This window comes from Methylophaga sp. OBS4 (genome assembly GCF_026319305.1).
Lineage (GTDB): Bacteria > Pseudomonadota > Gammaproteobacteria > Nitrosococcales > Methylophagaceae > Methylophaga.
This window is the reverse complement of record NZ_JAPDMV010000025.1, coordinates 18,647-34,821: the sequence shown is the minus strand read 5'-3', so window position 1 is coordinate 34,821 and position 16,175 is coordinate 18,647. Positions and strand designations below refer to the sequence as shown.

The following is a 16,175-nucleotide window of genomic DNA, read 5'->3' as shown; positions in this document are numbered from 1 at the left end:
CTTGGTTCACTGCACACCACAACCCCCCCATCCCACTCAGCGAGAATTCTATGACTTCTACCGGACACCAAGAGGTGAATACACTCCTGAAAACTCATCGCCGGAACTGACTACACATCCGACGCTCACCAGCAACGTCAATTCCATGAACTTCTCTCCATTCAATGATATCGAGACCATTTCGCCACGGCCGATGCTGTTCATCACCTGTGAAAATGCACACGCCATAGAATTCAGTGAAGAGGCATACAAGTTTGCCCCAGAACCGAAAGAGCTATGCATTGTGCCCGGCGCTGGCCATGTAGATCTTTATGACCGTGTCAATCTCATTCCTTTCAATAAGTTAACCGAGTACTTCACGGATAACCTCGAATAATTGATAGTCGAAATTCTGTAAATGCAATAAATAAAAAGCCACCGCATAACAGGTGGCTTTTTCATGCTTACTACAAAGATCTTTCTAGCGCCGTTTTTGGGTTTCTACTTCCCGATACAAAAACTGGAGAAGATATGATCCAATAGATCTTCGGTGGTGAAAGTACCGGTGATCTCGCCCAATGCATTCTGCGCCTGCCTCAACTCCTCGGCGAGCAATTCCCCCGCGCCCATACCGGCCAGGCATTCATAGCCGGAAACAATGGCTTTCCGTGCCCGTGACAAGGCATCCAGATGGCGGCGGCGGGCGATAAACACGCCTTCCTCTTCCGGGTGGAAATCCACGGCCTTGAACAAATGCTGTTGCAGCAGATCGATGCCGTCGCCGGTTTTGGCTGACAGATACAGGGTCGGACGCCCTTCTTCGACGCTTTCTTCAACGATATGGCCGCTGCGATCGATTTTATTGCGGATCACGGTCAGCGGTTTATCGGCGGGCATATCGTTGAGAATTTTCAGATCCTGCGGTGTCATGCCCAAACTGTCATCAATAATCAGCAGAATATGATCGGCCTGGGCCAGCTCATTTTGAGTGCGGCGTATGCCTTCCAGCTCGACGATATCATCGGTGGCTTCGTGCAAACCGGCAGTATCGGAAATACGCAACGGCAGGCCGCCCAGATGAATCTGTTCGCGCAGCACATCCCGCGTGGTACCGGCCACTTCAGTCACTATGGCGGCATCATGGCCGGCAAGCTGGTTATGCAAACTGGACTTGCCGGCATTGGGCTGACCGGCCAGCACCACGCTAATACCTTCTCGCAGCAGGCGGCCCTGGCGGGCACTGCCGGAAATACCGTCCAGCGTTTTCAGTAAATCCTGCAATTGCTTATCGACCTGGGCTTCGGCCAGAAAATCGATTTCTTCATCACTGAAATCGATAGAGGCTTCGACAAACATGCGTAAATGGGTCAGCTCTGCAAGAAAAGCATTAATGCGGTTGGAGAAATCACCCTGCAATGAGCGCATTGCGCTACGCGCGGCCTGCTCCGTCGAGCTTTCGATCAGATCAGCAACGGCTTCGGCCTGCGCCAGATCCATTTTATTGTTGAGAAATGCCCGCTCGGAGAATTCACCCGGACGCGCCATTCTGGCACCCAGCCCAATCGCCCGCTGACAAAGCCGGTCCATGACCAGCGGACTGCCGTGCCCTTGCAGTTCCACCACATCTTCGCCGGTAAATGAGGCCGGTCCCGGAAAATACAGGGCAATGCCGCTATCGATGATTTCACCGCCGTCATCGCGGAAATGACAGAACTGCGCATAACGGGGCTGTGGCAATTTACCGCAGATTTGGCTGGCAATAGCGGCACTGAGCTTGCCTGAGATCCTCACCACGCCCACACCACCGCGGCCCGGCGCGGTGGCAATTGCGACAATCGTTTCCATATCCGTCGTTACAAAGCACCCATCTTACGGGTGATATACCACTGCTGCGCGATGGACAATACATTGTTCACCACCCAGTACAACACCAGCCCGGCCGGGAAGAAGGCAAAGAACACGGTGAAGACCAGCGGGAAGATTTTCATCATCATTGCCTGCGCCGGATCTTGAGGCGCCGGGTTCAGTCTTTGCTGGAACCACATGGAAAGACCAAACAGCACCGGCAAGATAAAGTATGGATCCATGGCGGTCAGATCGTGAATCCATAAAATAAAGTCGGCCTGACGCAGCTCGATACTTTCGACCAGTACCCAGTAAAAGGCCAGAAATACCGGCATCTGCACCAGAATCGGCAAACAGCCTCCCAGCGGATTGATCTTCTCGGTACGGTACAAGTCCATCATGGCTTTATTGAACTGCTGTTTATCATCACCGTAACGCTCTTTCAGGCTAGCCAGTTTCGGTGTCAACTTACGCATGGAGGCCATTGAGCGGTAGCTGGCTGCTGACAAACGATAAAATGCCAGTTTGATCAGCACAGTCAAAAATACAATTGACCAGCCCCAATTGTTAGTGAGTTTGTGAATCCACTGCATGACCCAGAATAACGGCTCGGAGATAATGGTCAAAATGCCGTAATCAACCGTCAATTGCAGATTGTCGGCTACGTTTTCCAGACGGTCGTGTTTTTTCGGCCCCAGGTACATTCGATAACTGGCAGAAGCCTGCTCACCGGCTTCAGCACTGATAGCAGGCATTCTGACACCAGCCGTGTAGTTACTGCCGTTGATTGATTTGCCGTAGAAACCTTTTTGCTGCTGATCCTGCGGCGGCACGATGGCGGCCACAAAGTAATGCTGAAGCATTGCCGCCCAGCCCTCGGTCACATTGCGGTTAAAGGCAGTATCATCCAGATCCTCAAATTTGACCTTTTCGTATTTATTGCTTTCACTGGAGAATACTGCACCGGTATAGGTGTAGATAAACATCGAACCGTCATCACCGCGGTTCCGGTTTAATTGCGCATAGGGATAAGCACTGAAGCTGTCACCACTGTAGTTCAATACCTGATAATCGACGTCCACCACATAACTGTCACGCTTGAAGGTATAGGTTTTTACCACCTGCAGGCCATTATCAGCTTGCCAGTAGAGCGGGACTTTCAGCTCGTCCTGGCCTTCCTGCAGCGTATAGTCATTATGTTCGGCGCGGTATTTTTCGTAATGTGTTGGCGCAGCACCCTCGGCACGCAAGCCGGATTGGGTCACAAAGAAATGACTGGCCGTATCATTAAGAAACTGGACCGGTGTGTCCGGTTGTTCGGAGCTGACCGCATATTTCAGCAACGCCAGGTTACGAATATCGCCGCCTTGCGTGGCAATATGCAAATCCATCACATCGGTTTTTACGTGAATCTTGTCAGCGCCGCTATCAGCCAATTGCGCCTGCGGAACATCCGGCAAGGCATCCGCAGACTGGGCAGCGGGCAGATCCGGTAACTCCGCCTGCGCAGTCACATCATTCGTAGCTACCGTTTGCTCGGCTTGTTCGGCAGCTTGTTGTTGCGGACGGACATAGTCATTTTGCCAAGCTTCCCACAATAACAGCGAGACGATGAGCAGGCCGAAGATAAATAGCGTTCTGAGATTATCCATTGTGATTCTTTGTCTTTAATTCGGGAACAGGATCCAGACCCCCCGCATGCCAGGGGTGGCAACGTGAAAGCCGGCGCAGACCAAGCCAGATACCGCGCAAGGCACCATGACGGCTAATTGCATCGATCATATATTGTGAACAAGTAGGCTGGAAGCGACAGTGCATGCCGACAAACGGACTTAATAAAAGCCGGTACATACGAACAAGGCCGATCAGGATTTTTGCCATTGCGCCACCACTGTTAACCAATGTCGCTCCAATGCTGCCCATATCTGCGAACTGTCACGCTGATCAATGCCGGGACGTGACAACACGACAATATCTATATTGGAGAATGCGGATTGGTTCTGACGAAAAGATTCTCGAATAATCCGCTTCAAACGATTGCGATGACTGGCCTGCTTCACATGCTTTTTGGCTATTGCCAGCCCCAGTCGGGGATAACCGACCGAATTCTCAACCGTTAATACCGTCAGGCCACCGCCTCCGGTGCGTTTCCCCTGACGAAATACCCGAGAAAAGTCTCCCGGGCGATTCATTTTCATGGCTCGGCGGAATGTTGCCAAGTCATGGCCTCCCTGAGAGATCAGAGAGCTTATACTGACAGTTTTGCGCGACCTTTGGCACGACGAGCGTTAATTACGCGACGACCACCTACAGTTTTCATGCGAGCGCGAAAACCGTGGGTACGTTTGCGCTTCAGATTACTAGGCTGAAAAGTTCTTTTCATTTCACCAACTCCAGAAAAAATGATTGTTTTGCGGCCCGCAGCGCTAAAAATAGCAAAAACCGCCGGGGCAAAAGGCATGAGATTATAAAGTTTGTAGCCATACTAAGTCAAACCGCATCTTAGGGCCCATGTAAACAGTCAGGACAAGGCGCGGCCCGCAGTGAATGATTATTTCCCTTTGCAAGCGTTGTAATACAGTACCGGCTGTTTACAGGAGCTCCCGCAGGGCGAGGCGATAAGCTACCCTCTTCTTGTCTCGCTGATATTGTGCATTGCCAGATTGTTTCGGTATACAAAGCACTGTCAGTTATTTTACTTGCCAAAATAAGCCTTTGCAGATAACTTTAGTGGTCTTGTGCTGATGGTTATACTATACCATCAGAAGATGTGTAATGCGTCCTCTAAACACTTATAATCACTTTATAATCAAGGAGTTAATGTGTCTTCACCCCTTTGGGAAAAATGTCTATCCCATCTCGAAGGTGATCTTTCGGCACAACAGCTGAACACATGGCTTCGCCCTCTGCAGGCAATCGAAACCGAAGACAGTTTACAGCTGCTTGCGCCTAACCCGTACGTTAAAGCCTGGGTACAGGAACAACTGGAACAGCAGATCAACGGACTGATTCAGGCCCTCAGTCAAGGTGCTATCGGCAAGGTTAATATTGAAGTTGGCACCAAAACACACGCCGTTAACAATCGCCCCCGCCAAAGTGATCAGCCAGAACCGGCTAAACAAGCTATGGTAGAGACGGCGCCGCCCAAAGCCGCCCCCGCTCTCGGCAGCCCGATGAACCCGCTGTTTACCTTTGATAGCTACGTCGAAGGCAAATCAAATCAAATTGCCCGCGCCGCCTCATTGCATGTCGCTGAAGCCCCGGGAACCAGTGGTTACAATCCGCTGTTTCTCTATGGCGGTACCGGCCTGGGTAAAACCCATCTGATGCTGGCCGTGGGTAATAAGATCAAACACAACAACCCCAAAGCGCGGGTGATTTACCTCTCCTCTGAACGCTTTGTGCAGGACATGATTACCGCCCTGCGAAACAATGCGATTGATCAGTTCAAGGCCCATTATCGCAGTGCCGATGCTTTGCTGATCGACGATATCCAGTTCTTTGCCAAAAAAGAACGTTCGCAGGAAGAATTCTTCTACACCTTCAACAGTTTGCTGGAAGGCCAGCGGCAAATCATCCTGACCTGCGATCGCTTTCCCAAGGAAGTGGAAAACCTGGATGAAAGACTACAGTCACGTCTGGGCTGGGGGCTGGCGGTTGCGATTGAGCCGCCGGAACTGGAAACCCGTGTCGCTATTTTGATTAAAAAAGCCCATCAGAACCTGATCACCCTGCCGGAAGATGTTGCTTTCTTTATCGCCAAACGCATTAAATCCAATGTGCGCGATCTGGAAGGCGCTTTGCAACGCGTATTGGCTTTTTCCCGCTTTACCAATCAGCCGCTCTCTATTGATATGGCACAGGAAGCACTGAAAGATTTGCTGGCTTTGCACCAGAAACTGGTCACGCTGGAAAGCATTCAGAAAACCGTTGCCGAATACTTCAAAATTCGCGTGTCCGACCTGCTGGCAAAAAAACGTACCCGCTCCATTGCCCGCCCGCGACAGATTGCCATGGCTTTGGCCAAAGAACTGACCAGCCACAGTTTGCCCGAAATTGGCGACGCATTTGGCGGCCGCGATCACACTACAGTGCTTCATGCCTGTCGAAAAGTGGCCGAACTCAAAGAGTCGGACATCCGTGTGGCAGAAGATTACCGTAACCTACTTCGAACCCTGTCGAGTTAATCCGAGAGAATCATCATGCAATTCACTGTCAGCCAAGAAACCCTCGTCCGGCCTCTACAACTGGTGTGCAGCATTGTTGAACGCCGTGCGACTTTGCCGATTTTATCCAATGTGTTGTTACGTGCTCATGGTAACCACCTGTCCATGACCAGTACCGATATGGAGCTGGAGATGATTACCACCCTGCCGGTCGCCGTCGAACAGGAAGGAAAAACCACGGTGTCTGCGCGCAAATTTCTCGATATCGTCAGAGCCCTGCCCGGCAATGCAACCATCAGTTTTAACGCCAGCGACAATAAGGCGGTAGTCAAGGCCGGCAAGAGCCGTTTCTCACTGTCCACTTTGTCCAGCGATGATTTCCCTGACAGTGAAGGCGCTAACTACGTGGATGAAATCAGCCTGCCGCAATCAGCGCTGAAATCATTGCTCGATGAAACCAGCTTCGCCATGGCCAGTCAGGATGTACGCTACTACCTCAACGGTTTGTTGCTGGAGCGTGAAGACACCACGCTGCGCGCTGTCGCCACAGATGGGCACCGTCTGGCGCTGGGCAGCCTGACCACAGCCACACCGGTTGCGGAGAAAAACAGCGTGATTGTGCCCCGCAAAGCGATCATTGAACTGGGGCGCTTACTCAATGACAGCGATGATGATGTCAAACTGGCGTTCAGCAATCAGCAAATCAAAGTTGAACTGCCGGATCTGCATTTCACCTCCAAACTGATTGACGGTCAATTCCCTAACTACGAACGGGTACTGCCGCTGGGCGGTGACAAGGAAGTGCTGGCCGAGCGCGATGAGCTCAAACAAGCCTTGTCGCGTGCCGCGATCCTGTCTAATGACAAACATCGCAGTGTGCGTATCAATCTGGATACCGATCAGCTCAAAGCCACTGTGACCAACCAGGAACAGGAATCAGCGGAAGAGGAAATCAGCGTTGACTATAAAGGCACGCCGCTGGAGATCGCCTTTAACAATGCCTACCTGCTGGATCTGTTAAACGCGATTCCCGACGATAAGGTCAAAATCCTGTTTACAGATGAAACCAGCAGCGCGTTGATCACCCCTGCCGACCCGCAGTATGAACGGCAGTATGTTGTCATGCCGATGCGGCTTTAAGTCCAGTCCAGGGCCCTGAATAAAGGATCCCTATGCGCGCTGCAGCGATTCTTAGTGTTTAAGCTCACCTAATACGACTTTATTCTCGGTAACTTTCTGCACCACATTGGAATAATAATCATCGCGGAATTCGTTAATAACATTTTTAGCCACCGCCTCTTCCACACCACTGCCTAACAACACTTCTTCTGTCAGACGCAGGCTGGTTTCCAGCGTTTCAGAAACGGTTGTGGTCGCCCCTTGACTGATCAATTCCGCACAGTGCTTACGGTCCCTGGCACGGGTGTGAATCGGCATATTGGGATAAAACTGGCGCACCTGCGTCACCAGCCGGTCGACCTGGTTCGGCTCATCCAGAGTTACCACTATCATTTTGGCATGATCAGCGCCGGCAGACTGTAATACCTTGACCTTGCTGGCATCACCGAAAAACACCGGAAAACCCTGCGCGCGGGCTTCTTTGACCCGCTGCTGTTTCATATCCAGCGCGATATAAGGCACACCGGCAGCGCCCAATAACGTACCAACGCGGGCGCCTACTCTGCCGAAACCGGCCAGGATGACATGCTCTTCGCTGTGATCAACGAACTCAGCATAATCTTCATCATCAGGTTCCGGTATATAAAAACGAAGCAGCAGCATGTTGGTTCCTTTCACTACAAACGGTGTCAACACCATGGTCAGCGCAATCACCAGGGTCAGGATATGACTCAGAGAAGATTCCAACACCCCAGAGGCCGCGGCAAAACCGAATAACACAAAACCAAATTCACCGCTCTGGGACAGCAACACACCGGTCTGCAACGAAATATCATGCCTGGCGCCGGTTAACCTTGATAGCAGATAAACCACCAGTGCTTTCAATATCATCAGGCCTAGCGTTAACGCAATGATGGTAAACAAATGTTCCCATAAAAGGGCAAAATTGATGCCCATGCCCACTGTCATGAAAAACAGTCCCAGCAAAATTCCCCTGAACGGCAGGATATCGGCTTCAATCTGATGGCGATAATGTGATTCAGCCAGCATCACCCCGGCGAGAAATGCTCCCAGCGCCATTGAAAACCCCACCGATTCCATGATCCATGCCACGCCCAGAACCAGTAACACGGACAACGCGATAAAAACCTCGGGATCCTGACTGGCGACAATACGGCCCATCACCGGATTGAGCAGATAACGACCGGCAACCAATAAAGCAATAATCATCAATACGGCATAGATGGGTTTGAGGCCGACTTCCATCGCTGCCGGGTCACCACCACTGGCAAAATATGACACCAGCGCGAGCAAGGGCACCACAGCCAGATCCTGCAGCAGCAGGATAGAAAATGACATACGACCCATCACGGTCGAGATGCCGCCGCGCTCGGACAGCAGTTTCAGACAGAATGCGGTAGAGGATAATGCCAGACCGAAACCGACGATGATGGCACTTTTTTGTGACACGCCAAACCACAAGGCAAGGCCATAAATCAGGCCGGCGGTGATAAAAACCTGCCCCATCCCCAGACCAATCACCATCCTGCGCATCTGCCACAATTTATCGGGTTTGAGTTCAATACCGAGTATAAAAAGCAGGAAGACGACGCCAAATTCGGCTAAATGGCGGATATCTTCCACTTCAGTGATGACACCGAAACCCCAGGGGCCGAGGATCACGCCCGCAGTCAGATACCCCAGAATGGCTCCCAGACGGATGGCATGGAAAAAAGGGATAATCACTACCGTTGCCAGCAGCAACGCCAGAATATCAATCAGGTATCCCCCAGCCTCTTGCATTGTTTACCTCATTTCGCTGGGACTGTGACAGGGTTTAACATCAAATTCAGCCCGGCCTTGTATGTTTCGGCTGCCAGTTCTTTTTTACCCTGCTCCATCTGCACTTCAGCCAAAGCCTGATAAGTCTCGCCCCGGGCGCCATGTTCGATACTGGCTCGCAGATATTCCTCAGACTTGGTCCACAGCTCGCTGGCTTTAGCCAAACGGCCCAGGGTCAGCAATAACCACGGATTGTCCTGTTTGTTCTTGAGCCATTTTTCAGCCGTTGCCAGCCGTTTAAGCAAATCACCCTGCTTAATCTGTCCGTATTGGTAGACCAACGCCTCACTCCAGTCTTTACGCATAAATTGCTCTATCAAGGTAATCGCCTGTTCATGCTCACCCTGCTTGATCAAGCCATTGATATAAGGTTTAAGCATCGCCTCCGACTGCCGTATTCTGGTGGGTGACTTTTCCCAGACAGATGCCATTTTTGTCCAATCCTGCCTGGTCAGTGCGGCTTCCAACTGCCCCACTGCAGCTTCTCTGGTTAATGCCTGCACTTCAACAGACTCCAGCACATGTTGTTTGCGCAAAGCCGGCAATACAGCTTGCACTTCCTGCCACTGATTCGTGTCCTGATACAGCGTTTGCAGCAATTGCAAAATATAAGGATGTTTAGGTGCCATTTCACGTAAATGCTGTAATGTCGCCAGTGCCTGCTCCTTCTGGCCCGCTGAAAGTTGCAACTCAGCCTGCACCACCCCCACAGCAATGTCCGCACCTTCCGTGGTTTCATGTGCCAGACGCAGATAGTTATCACGCCTGTCTGGTGCGTTTTGCTTTTGCGCCGCACGGGCTGCTGCCAGATAATGCAAAAGCGGTGTCTCACTGTTACCGGCATGTTTGAGCAAGATACGCTCAGCTTCCGCCCAGCGTCCTTCTTCCAAAGTAATCAGGCCACGCGTCAACGCCTGACTGGCGCGTTTATGTCTCTGCGTCTGTTTCCAGGAAGACAGGCGGGTAGGTGACTGTTTGACCAGCACCAGGCTGCGCAGCAGCATATAAGCCGCAACCAGCAATAAGATAAAGGCCACTGAAAACACCACCAGCGACGTTTCCAGACTCCAGTTACCGTATTGCAGCAACACAAAACCGGGTTCAAAATCCGCGGCCCAGATAAAAGCCGCCCCCAACGCCAGCGCCAACGCAACAATGATTAATAGTTTCATTGCTGATACTCCACCAGCCAGTTCAGCGAAGCTGAGATATCGGGAATGTTGATATCTATATTCTGTTGTTGTAACTGGGTCAGCGTGTTGAGCATCGCATCACGTTCATCACCGGTGAAATAGCGTTTCAGCCAGTCGGCGGCAGTTTGCAGACTATGCTCATAACTGGCAGCGTCCGCATTGAGTAACGCCAGCCGGGCGCTTTCCAGTTGCAACCTCAGATTCTGATAGAGGAAATAGCGCTGCTCGGGGACTAATACTGCAGCTTCGCCGTTTTGATCATGTCGAATCACCACCAGCGAACGGATTTGCTGCCAGACAGCTTTCAACGCCTGACGCCAGTCGGCGTCGGCTGAAGAGTCAGGGGTGATAGGCGCTTTGGCGGAATTGACTTCCGGGCCTTTCACCACACGCAAGCTATCGATTCGATTCGCGGCCGTTTGCAGCTGTATGGCCATGCCGGCAATATCAATATCCGCCAGCGAATCCAGCGCCATTCTTTCTTCTGCAATCAGCGCACGAAGCGGATGTAGGCGATAATCAGACAGTGCTTCCAGCTGCTTATCCGCCAAGGTCAATGCCTGTTGGGCACCGGCGACATCATGTGCCAGTAAAGCGCGTTGATTAGCCATACTCAGCAGGTATTCAATTTCCTGCAAGGCCCATAACCTGAGCAGATCAGTGCTGGAATATTGCTCGCGCGCCAGCAGTTCATTGAGCTGTTTGCCCAATTGCTGCTGTTGTTGCTGTACCTCGCCCAACTGTTGTCTATTTTGTTGCAGGGCCTGGGTCACAGCATCTGTATCACTGTTGAGCCGTTCCAGCTGTTGTTGCTGCAGCTGCTGAAACTGCTGTTGCTGCAGGTATAACCAGCCACTGCTGGAAACTGACAAAATCAGCAGTAAAACAACGGCCAGCCAGAGCCACCTGTTTGTGGTGTATTGCTTTGCTTCATCACTGACAACTTCAGCATCCTGAACGTTGTCGTCAATTTGCTGTTTTTCGCCGTTGTTTGCCATGCTATCCATCCATTTCTGTCAAACGTTGTAATATTGCTTTATCGTCGGCATCGGCCGTCACAAACACCCGTTCGAATCCCAGTGCTAAAGCATGTTGTTTGATGCGCTCACTCAGCACCACCAATGGTTTTTTTATCAGTATAGCCATATCCGGACCGAACAGCTGGTACAGATTATTGACCCCTGCGACGCTGGTACAAATGACTTTATCCGCTGTCAGCGCTGTGGCCAGGGCCGAGGTATCAGGCGCTGCCAGCGCACGTCGATACACTTCCATATAGCTAATACTAGCACCTCTGGCCGCAAGGGTATCAGCGAGCAGTTCACGCCCCCCCACACCTCTGACAATGAGTACCTGTTGATTGGCAATCTGCTGCATGGCCTCCATCGCTAACAAACCTTCACTGCCAGTTGCCCGGGCCGGTTGCAGGTCGACCTTAAGCCCCTGGGCACGCATCGCCGCTGCCGTGCCATTACCGACAGCTGCCAGTTGCAAGGCCTCAGGCAAAGGGTGCTGCCAGCCAGCAACAAAACAGTCAACCGCATTACGACTGACAAATATCAGCCAATCATAAACATTTAACGGCTGTTGATTCCACAAAGCCGGATCCACCGCTTCAATATCAATAACAGGCAAAACAATCGCTTCACCGCCTGCATTCTCAATCAGGATTGCCAGGATTTTGGATTGTTTAAGCGGCCGGGTAATCAGAATTTTCTGCCCGGCCAGTACCTGCTCAGTCACCATAAACATCGGCCAGGATCTTGTCAGCCCCTTTACCAAGCAGGATTTCTGCAACCTCGATACCCAGTGCCTCAGCGCGGGAGGCATCGCCGCGAACCTCCGCCGTTAGGGTTTCAGTGCCATCCGGACGGCCCACCAGGCCGCGCAACCACAATTGATCGCCTTCCAATATGGCATAACCGGCAATAGGAACCTGACAGCCCCCGGCCAGACGGCGGTTCAGAGCCCGTTCCGCAGCCAATACAATCGCCGTTTCAGGACAATGCAGCGGCGCTATCAGCGCATTCATGTCTTCATCGTCAATGCGGGTCTCTATACCCAGCGCGCCCTGGCCGATAGCCGGCAGGCTTTGCTCCGGGGTTAACGCGCTGCGGATGCGATCATCAAAACCCAGTCGTTTCAAACCGGCCATGGCCAGAATAATGGCATCAAACTGACCTTCATCCAGTTTGCGCAGCCGCGTATTCACATTGCCCCTGAGCGGCAATACTTCCAGATCCGGTCGGTACATGCGCAGCTGACATTCGCGGCGCAGGCTGGAAGTGCCGACCCGGGCGCCCTGCGGCAGTTCATCGATGGTTTGATAATGATTGGAGACAAACGCATCATGCGGATCTTCACGCTTGCAGATCACCGGCAAATGTAAGCCTTCCGGAAACTCAACTGGCACGTCTTTCATCGAATGTACCGCAATATCGGCGCGGCCTTCCAGCATGCCCTGCTCAAGTTCTTTGACGAACAGCCCTTTGCCGCCCACTTTCGCCAAAGGCGTGTCCAGAATGATATCTCCCTGGGTTTTCATCCCTATCAGCTCGACTTCAAGATCGGGGTACAGAGCCATCAACTGGGCTTTGATAAATTCAGCCTGCCAGATAGCCAGAGGACTGTTGCGGGTGGCGATGCGTACGGTTTTAATGCTCATTAATGCGGTCACTTCAAATTGATTTATCGATAAACAATATCTGATTCTAGCATTTCACACCTTGACTCTCGAGTAACCGCGTTATAATGGCGCCTTATTTATAGTCCTGAATTGATCACCATGACAACAGCCAATAAAAAACTCTCATCGGCCCGACTGACCCAACCCACCGACAAATTTGTCGAGGAATTTACCGCTTCGGTGCAATTCGATCAGCGCATGTTCCGCCAGGATATCCGTGGCTCGATCGCCCATGCCACCATGCTGGCTGAAGTCGCGGTGCTGACTACGAAAGAACGGGATCAGATTATCAATGGTCTGCAGCAGATCGAGCAGGAAATCGAAAACGGCGAATTCGAGTGGTCGATTGCCCAGGAAGACGTGCACATGAATATCGAAGCGCGGCTGATCGCGCTGATTGGCGAAGTCGGTAAAAAACTGCATACCGGCCGCTCGCGAAATGATCAGGTGGCGACCGATGTGCGTTTGTATTTGCGTGACATGATTGCGCCGATTCGCCTGCAGCTTAACCGCTTGCAGGAAGCGTTACTGGATGTCGCCGAACGCGAAGCCGACACCATTATGCCCGGTTTTACCCATCTGCAAACCGCGCAGCCGGTGACCTTCGGCCACCATATGCTGGCCTGGTATGAAATGCTGGTCCGTGATACCGAACGTCTCGATGACTGCGCAAAACGGGTTAACAGCATGCCGCTGGGCGCTGCCGCTTTGGCGGGCACAACTTTCCCGATTGACCGCGAAATGACAGCGAACTTGCTGGGTTTTGACAGGATCTGCCAGAACTCGCTGGATGCGGTCAGTGACCGCGACTTTGCCATCGAGTTCAACAGCTTCGCGGCGATTCTGATGATGCACCTGTCGCGTTTCTCCGAAGAGCTGATTATCTGGTCGTCGGCACAGTTCGATTTTGTCGATCTCGGCGATGCCTTCTGCACCGGCTCATCGATCATGCCGCAGAAGAAAAATCCCGACGTGCCCGAACTGATTCGCGGCAAGACCAGCCGCGTCTACGGCAATATGTTCAACCTGCTGACTTTGATGAAAAACCAGCCGCTGGCCTACAACAAGGACAACCAGGAAGACAAGGAACCGCTGTTTGACACCATTGACACCCTGCTCGGCTCATTACGCGTTTATGCCGATATGATGGCGGTCATTACCGTGAAAAAAGACAATATGCGTCAGGCCGCTTTACGCGGTTATGCCACCGCCACCGATCTGGCCGATTACCTGGTGCGCAAGGGCACGCCGTTCCGTGATGCTCATGAAGTGGTCGGTCTATCAGTCGCCTACGGCATTAAACATAACAAGGATCTGTCAGAAATGAGCCTGGAAGAACTGCAGCAGTTCTCCGATCAAATCAGCGACGATGTATTTGAAGTACTGACCTTGGAAGGCTCGGTAGCAGCCCGTAACCATCTTGGCGGCACAGCACCAGAACAAGTCCGGGCTGCAATCAAGAAAGCCCGACAACAGCGTTAATGCAGACTTGATAGCTGCATGATGACTGACCATAACGGCGGCCACTGGCCGCCGTTATTCATCAGGGAACCCACTTAAAATCTCATCGACAGCTCGATATAAGCTGTACGCGGCGCACCAATATCAATCCCGGCACCATAAGGCTGATCCGGTCCGGGGTCAGGGCATAGTATTCCTGGTCGAAGATATTTTTCAGGCCCGCAGCGATCGAAATTCAAAGCTGCAAAGAATGATTAATCTGAAAAAAATAACCCCGGCAAACATGCCGGGGTTATTTCTACTCAGCTCTTAACCAAGTTCATCAATGATGATTTCACTGATCTTAGTTGTGGTGTTCAAATGCCTCATTTTCATGTTTGATAATTGAGACAATAAGGCCAGCCACGATGGCTGCAACACCAAGTGCAAACACAACCAGTGCAAAAGGATTATCTGCAAAGGTAAAATAGGCACTCACATTTTCCCAAGTTGTAATTGAACTACCCATGATTACGCTCCTGTTGTTTCGTTAGCCAGTTTGTTTGGGACATCACTTGAAGCCACAGCGGGTACACCGTTCGCTTCCGGATAAGGCTTGGCAAGAATTTCCACTTCATCGATGCCGATATCTTCACACGCGTCAGGTACACGCAGAATATTGGCTTTCTTGAGCAGCAGTGACAAACCATAGCCCGGGATAAAGCCCACTAGCCCCATTATGGCTGCGCCCACTAACTGGCCGACGAAGCTTATCGCAGGCGCACCATCAACCGCGTTAGGTGTGCCGCTAGCAAATACGCCAACCAGCGCGACAGCGACGATACCGGCAAAGCCGTGCACAGACACTGCACCCACGGCATCATCAATCCCGCGTTTTTCCAGAAATTTAGCAAAATGAACGGACAGCAGCCCCATACAAGTGGCAATCACAAAAGCCAGTGCCGGGTCATAGATATCCAGACCGGCCGCGACAGAGATGATGCCGACCAGACCACCTGACATGGTCCAGAATGGGTCACGGGTCGCCAGATAACAACCGATCACACCGCCGGCAAAGCCCATCAGCGTATTGAAGGCAAAAGCAGAGAGATTGGTTGGGGTGCCGTAAATGGTTGTCCAACCGGTTTCACCGCCATTAAAGATAATGCAGCCACCCAGGAAGCCGAAGAAACCAAAGATAATCATCATCAGGCCAATCAGTGTCATCGGCAGATTATGGGGCGCTATCGTTTGGGCCACACCATTGATGAATTTACCTTTACGCGCGCCCAGGTTTATCAATACGCCAAGCGTAAAGAAGCCGGCCACAGCATGTACAACCCCTGATGCACCGACATCGTGATAACCCAGTTTAGTCAGCAACCAGCCGTCCGGATGCCAACCCCAGGCACCGGCCAGAATCCAGACCGCACTGCCCAGGATCACGGTCAATATCAGAAACGCGCTGACACGGATACGTTCGATGACCGCGCCAGACATGATAGATCCTGTAGTCGCACCAAACAGGGCAAATGCCGCCCAGAAGACACCGGTTCCCATATCCTGCACATCCGGTCCCATACTGGCCGACCAAGGCAAGGCTGCCGTCGCCTCCACCGGAATAAATCCACCGGGGAATGCATTATAAATCCACCAGCCAAACAGATAGAAGGTCGGGATAATCACCGCCACTGCAAGAATATTCTTTATCCCTGCGGCCAGCGCATTTTTACTGCGTGATGCCCCCATTTCATAAGCCAGGAAACCGGCATGAATCATGATCATAATGGCGGTACACCACCAATAGAACACCTCAACATTCATTGCCTGATGCATTTCAAAAACTGCTTGCTGCGCATCTAGCGTTGCCTGCAGCGACTCTAGCGTAGGCGTTTTTTCCATCTT

General features: G+C 51.9%; 15 protein-coding genes. 3 read left to right on the top strand and 12 right to left on the bottom strand.

What is annotated here, in order from left to right:
* Positions 1–480 precede the first annotated feature (480 nt).
* Genes mnmE through rpmH form a run of 5 tightly spaced genes read right to left on the bottom strand, consistent with a single transcriptional unit; the run spans position 481 to position 4,207 of the window.
* Positions 481–1,824 carry a tRNA uridine-5-carboxymethylaminomethyl(34) synthesis GTPase MnmE gene (gene mnmE / locus OMP95_RS09060; protein ID WP_266328017.1) on the bottom strand — a complete coding sequence of 448 codons (1,344 nt, stop codon included), beginning with the start codon at positions 1,822–1,824 and terminating at the stop codon, positions 481–483.
* Between the two features lie 8 nt (positions 1,825–1,832).
* Positions 1,833–3,476, bottom strand: coding sequence for a membrane protein insertase YidC (gene yidC / locus OMP95_RS09055; RefSeq protein WP_266328015.1), 1,644 nt, complete (start codon positions 3,474–3,476; stop codon positions 1,833–1,835).
* The gene (gene yidD / locus OMP95_RS09050; RefSeq protein ID WP_416234643.1) at positions 3,469–3,642 is read right to left on the bottom strand and encodes a membrane protein insertion efficiency factor YidD; all 174 of its coding nucleotides are present in this window, start codon (positions 3,640–3,642) and stop codon (positions 3,469–3,471) included. The genes yidC and yidD overlap by 8 nt, the downstream gene beginning before the upstream one ends.
* Positions 3,643–3,689: 47 nt before the next feature.
* Positions 3,690–4,043, bottom strand: a complete 354-nt coding sequence (gene rnpA, locus OMP95_RS09045; protein ID WP_266328011.1) for a ribonuclease P protein component — start codon at positions 4,041–4,043, stop codon at positions 3,690–3,692.
* Positions 4,044–4,072: 29 nt separating this feature from the next.
* A complete protein-coding gene (rpmH, locus tag OMP95_RS09040) occupies positions 4,073–4,207 on the bottom strand; it encodes a 50S ribosomal protein L34 (protein ID WP_036311011.1) in 135 nt (44 codons plus the stop codon).
* A 439-nt stretch (positions 4,208–4,646) separates the two neighbouring features.
* On the opposite strand from rpmH, the gene dnaA reads away from it, so the two are divergent.
* Together dnaA and dnaN are read left to right on the top strand one after the other, a co-directional pair.
* Positions 4,647–6,011, top strand: a complete 1,365-nt coding sequence (gene dnaA, locus OMP95_RS09035) for a chromosomal replication initiator protein DnaA (RefSeq protein WP_266328009.1) — start codon at positions 4,647–4,649, stop codon at positions 6,009–6,011.
* A gap of 15 nt (positions 6,012–6,026) precedes the next feature.
* Positions 6,027–7,130: a DNA polymerase III subunit beta gene (gene dnaN, locus OMP95_RS09030; RefSeq protein WP_266328007.1), complete on the top strand. Its 1,104-nt coding sequence runs from the start codon at positions 6,027–6,029 to the stop codon at positions 7,128–7,130.
* A gap of 51 nt (positions 7,131–7,181) precedes the next feature.
* Here dnaN and OMP95_RS09025 read toward each other — a convergent pair whose 3' ends face one another.
* From OMP95_RS09025 to hemC, 5 genes are read right to left on the bottom strand one after another with little or no spacing between them, the layout of a single operon-like run.
* On the bottom strand, positions 7,182–8,912 hold the full coding sequence (locus OMP95_RS09025; RefSeq protein ID WP_266328005.1) for a monovalent cation:proton antiporter-2 (CPA2) family protein: 1,731 nt from the start codon (positions 8,910–8,912) through the stop codon (positions 7,182–7,184).
* 8 nt (positions 8,913–8,920) lie between these two features.
* A complete protein-coding gene (locus OMP95_RS09020; RefSeq protein ID WP_266328003.1) occupies positions 8,921–10,123 on the bottom strand; it encodes a heme biosynthesis HemY N-terminal domain-containing protein in 1,203 nt (400 codons plus the stop codon).
* On the bottom strand, positions 10,120–11,142 hold the full coding sequence (locus OMP95_RS09015; RefSeq protein WP_266328001.1) for a uroporphyrinogen-III C-methyltransferase: 1,023 nt from the start codon (positions 11,140–11,142) through the stop codon (positions 10,120–10,122). The genes OMP95_RS09020 and OMP95_RS09015 overlap by 4 nt, the downstream gene beginning before the upstream one ends.
* 1 nt (position 11,143) lies before the next feature.
* Entirely contained in the window at positions 11,144–11,896 is a 753-nt protein-coding gene (locus tag OMP95_RS09010) for a uroporphyrinogen-III synthase (RefSeq protein ID WP_266327999.1), read from the bottom strand.
* On the bottom strand, positions 11,880–12,809 hold the full coding sequence (hemC, locus tag OMP95_RS09005; protein WP_266327997.1) for a hydroxymethylbilane synthase: 930 nt from the start codon (positions 12,807–12,809) through the stop codon (positions 11,880–11,882). Before hemC ends, OMP95_RS09010 begins: the two co-directional genes overlap by 17 nt.
* 120 nt (positions 12,810–12,929) lie before the next feature.
* Between hemC and argH the strand changes: the two genes are divergently transcribed.
* Positions 12,930–14,312, top strand: a complete 1,383-nt coding sequence (gene argH, locus OMP95_RS09000) for an argininosuccinate lyase (RefSeq protein WP_266327995.1) — start codon at positions 12,930–12,932, stop codon at positions 14,310–14,312.
* A gap of 322 nt (positions 14,313–14,634) precedes the next feature.
* On the opposite strand, the gene OMP95_RS08995 is transcribed toward argH, so the two are convergent.
* Positions 14,635–14,799, bottom strand: a complete 165-nt coding sequence (locus tag OMP95_RS08995; protein ID WP_266327993.1) for a hypothetical protein — start codon at positions 14,797–14,799, stop codon at positions 14,635–14,637.
* Positions 14,800–14,801: 2 nt separating this feature from the next.
* Positions 14,802–16,172 carry an ammonium transporter gene (locus OMP95_RS08990; protein ID WP_266327991.1) on the bottom strand — a complete coding sequence of 457 codons (1,371 nt, stop codon included), beginning with the start codon at positions 16,170–16,172 and terminating at the stop codon, positions 14,802–14,804.
* Positions 16,173–16,175: the final 3 nt, after the last annotated feature.